Source organism: Streptomyces sp. NPDC001890, from assembly GCF_042891445.1.
Taxonomy (GTDB): Bacteria; Actinomycetota; Actinomycetes; order Streptomycetales; family Streptomycetaceae; genus Streptomyces.
The window spans coordinates 1-2,285 of sequence record NZ_JBIATE010000084.1 but is presented as its reverse complement, the minus strand read 5'-3'; the positions used below and the strand labels follow the sequence as shown (position 1 = coordinate 2,285).

Annotated in this window: 1 protein-coding gene and 1 pseudogene; one reads left to right on the top strand and one right to left on the bottom strand. The window is 70.6% G+C overall.

What is annotated here, in order from left to right:
• Window positions 1–189 precede the first annotated feature (189 nt).
• Window positions 190–345, top strand: a pseudogene (locus tag ACFYY1_RS43240) (IS5/IS1182 family transposase); the annotation flags it as partial.
• Window positions 346–1,061: 716 nt separating this feature from the next.
• Here the strand turns inward: ACFYY1_RS43240 and ACFYY1_RS43235 are convergent.
• Window positions 1,062–1,736 carry a hypothetical protein gene (locus ACFYY1_RS43235; protein WP_388595601.1) on the bottom strand — a complete coding sequence of 225 codons (675 nt, stop codon included), beginning with the start codon at window positions 1,734–1,736 and terminating at the stop codon, window positions 1,062–1,064.
• Between the last annotated feature and the right edge of the window lie 549 nt (window positions 1,737–2,285).

Below are 2,285 nucleotides of genomic sequence, written 5' to 3'. Positions count from 1 at the left end.
CGGCCGCTACGAACCGAGCCTCGCGGTCTGTCGAAAGAGCTATCACTCGGGATTCGGATAGCGATGACTCGCTTCGCCGCCCATTAGGATTCGGAACTGTCATGTCCCCCCTTTCAGGGCTGGCAAGTTCACCGGGTCGATCGCGCAGCGCTACCAGTCCAGGCCGCCGCGCGAGCCCAACTCGTCGAGTCACGGCTGGGTCGGCATCGCTGGACGATCGAGCGCACGATGTCCTGGCTGGGCGGCCGCCGCCTGCACCGCCGCTACGAGCGCAAGGCCGAGCACTTCCTGGCCTTCGCCGGGTTCGCAGCCGCCCTCATTTGCTACCGCAGACTGGCAGCCTGACGGGCAGCGCCCGCAGGTGGGACGATCCACAGCGTGATCGGATGGATGAACCACACCCCGCGCCCGGCGGTCATATCGGCCTGCGTCATCGCAGCCATCCTGCTATTCGTCGGCGCTTCCGCGCACGTCACCGACCTCCTCAGCCACGGTCTGCACCCGTACGACTGGGCGCCGGAGTGGCTCAACCTCTACTGGTCGTCGCTGGCGTTGTTCGACGCGCTCGCCACTGTGTTCCTGATCAGGGGTAAGCGCCGAGGAATCGACCTTGCTTGCGTCATCATGGCGACTGACCTCGCCGCCAACTGGTATGCGGTCTACGGCATCCAGCACGGCAGCCTCGCTGCTCAGCCTGGCCTTCAACGACTGACTGTCTTCGCCGTACTCGTCCTGGGAACGGCGCCGTTCATCCGGCGATACCTCACCCATTGGGATGACGTCTTATCGGGCCGTGAGGAGTCTCTGCGGGCCGGCCCCGCAGCACCACGCGGCCGCCGAGGCCGCCGACGACTACGCCCGGCTCACCCCGAGTCAGCGCTCGGCACGTCGGGTGGCGCGCATGCCGTTGGCCGCGCAACCGGAAGGAGCTCACGGAGAAAATCGAATTCGAGTACGAGCGGTGGTCGTATGCGAAGCACAGCGCCTGCGGGTACACGCAGGACACCCTCTTCTTCAGCCTCACGTGATGCCGCGGGCCCGGGGCAGGGCGCCGGGCCGGTTCAGCCCCAGGTCTTGCCGCTGACCTGGTCCGGTCCGAAGTAGCGGGAGGTGATGGCGGCGAGCGCCGGTACCGGGTCGCCGTCCAGGCCGAGGTCGCCCAGCGCGTGCTTGAAGGTATGGACCACGCAGGTCCGCACCGGAAGCGTCGGCCCGTCGTCCATGTCCCCGTAGGCGTCGGCGGACAGCGGCCGGTTCTGCAAGCGTGCCAGGGCGAAGCAGGCCAGCGTCGTGCGTCTGTCCGCGTACTGGAAGTAGTCGGTGATCGCCCGATTGCTGAAGTCCATGTGGGCGAGGACGACGGCGACGTCCCCGTCGCCGTACGGGGCGGCCCGCAGCGCCGGAGGAATGTCGAGCACTTTCTCGCCGGAGGCGAGCAGCCGGGCCTCCTCGTGCGAGGGGCCCCAGGGCGGGGGGTCGTCGTCCGGGTCCTCTGCGTCCCACGGGTACTCCCCGGTCCGCAGCACCGTACCGACGGGAGGCCCGTCCCAGTTGGCCTGCCCGCTGACGCTGCCCCAGTTGAGGCTCGCGTTGACGCAGAGCCGCCCCGCGAGGAGCGCCCACGGGGTCCGGACCACACGCTCGCGCGCCAGCTCGACCGCGAGCCGGCCGAACGCCTCCGGCCGCAGGAGGGTCGGTGCCGGGGGCGCGATGAAGGCGTCGGTCCAGATTCCCATGCCCTTCTTGTAGCAACGGGCCACGGTCCGGCGCGACCGTGTTTCCGGGAAATCGGACGAGCCGCGAGGCGGGTGCGGGGCTGGGCGTGGGCCGGCGAAGGCGGAGCGGGAGCGGTCGCTGGACAGGGCGCCAGTACCACCTGGCCGTCGGCGTGTGCCCATGGTGCCGCCCGGGCGCGGGCCGGCCACTCTCCGGCCCGGCCGCGCGCGGCGGCCTCGGGCTCGGTCGAGAAGGGGCGCGGAACGGCTCGCCGCAGGCCCCGCACGGGCGGCCCGACCCCCGGCCTCCGTTACGTTTCCGCGTGAGGGATGTCCGGCACGCCCGCGAGCACGTCACGCCCCGCAGCAGCGCCTCCGCCCCGCGGACCACGACCAGGCCGCATCCGGTGACACACGCCTGGGGCGGGAGAGCCTTGCCGCGGCCGGTCAGGCCCCACCATTCGACGGCTTCCGTCCCCCCCCCGTTACCGTTTTCGTGGCTCCGCAACGGGGCCTCCGGCCTTCGGGTCCGGCATGACTTCCCCCTCCTGTTGCGGTTGATGATCCGGG

Bases quoted from the DNA above. Each gene is read 5' to 3' on its own strand.
- ACFYY1_RS43235 (WP_388595601.1), bottom strand. From the start codon at position 1,736: ATGGGAATCTGGACCGACGCCTTCATCGCGCCCCCGGCACCGACCCTC.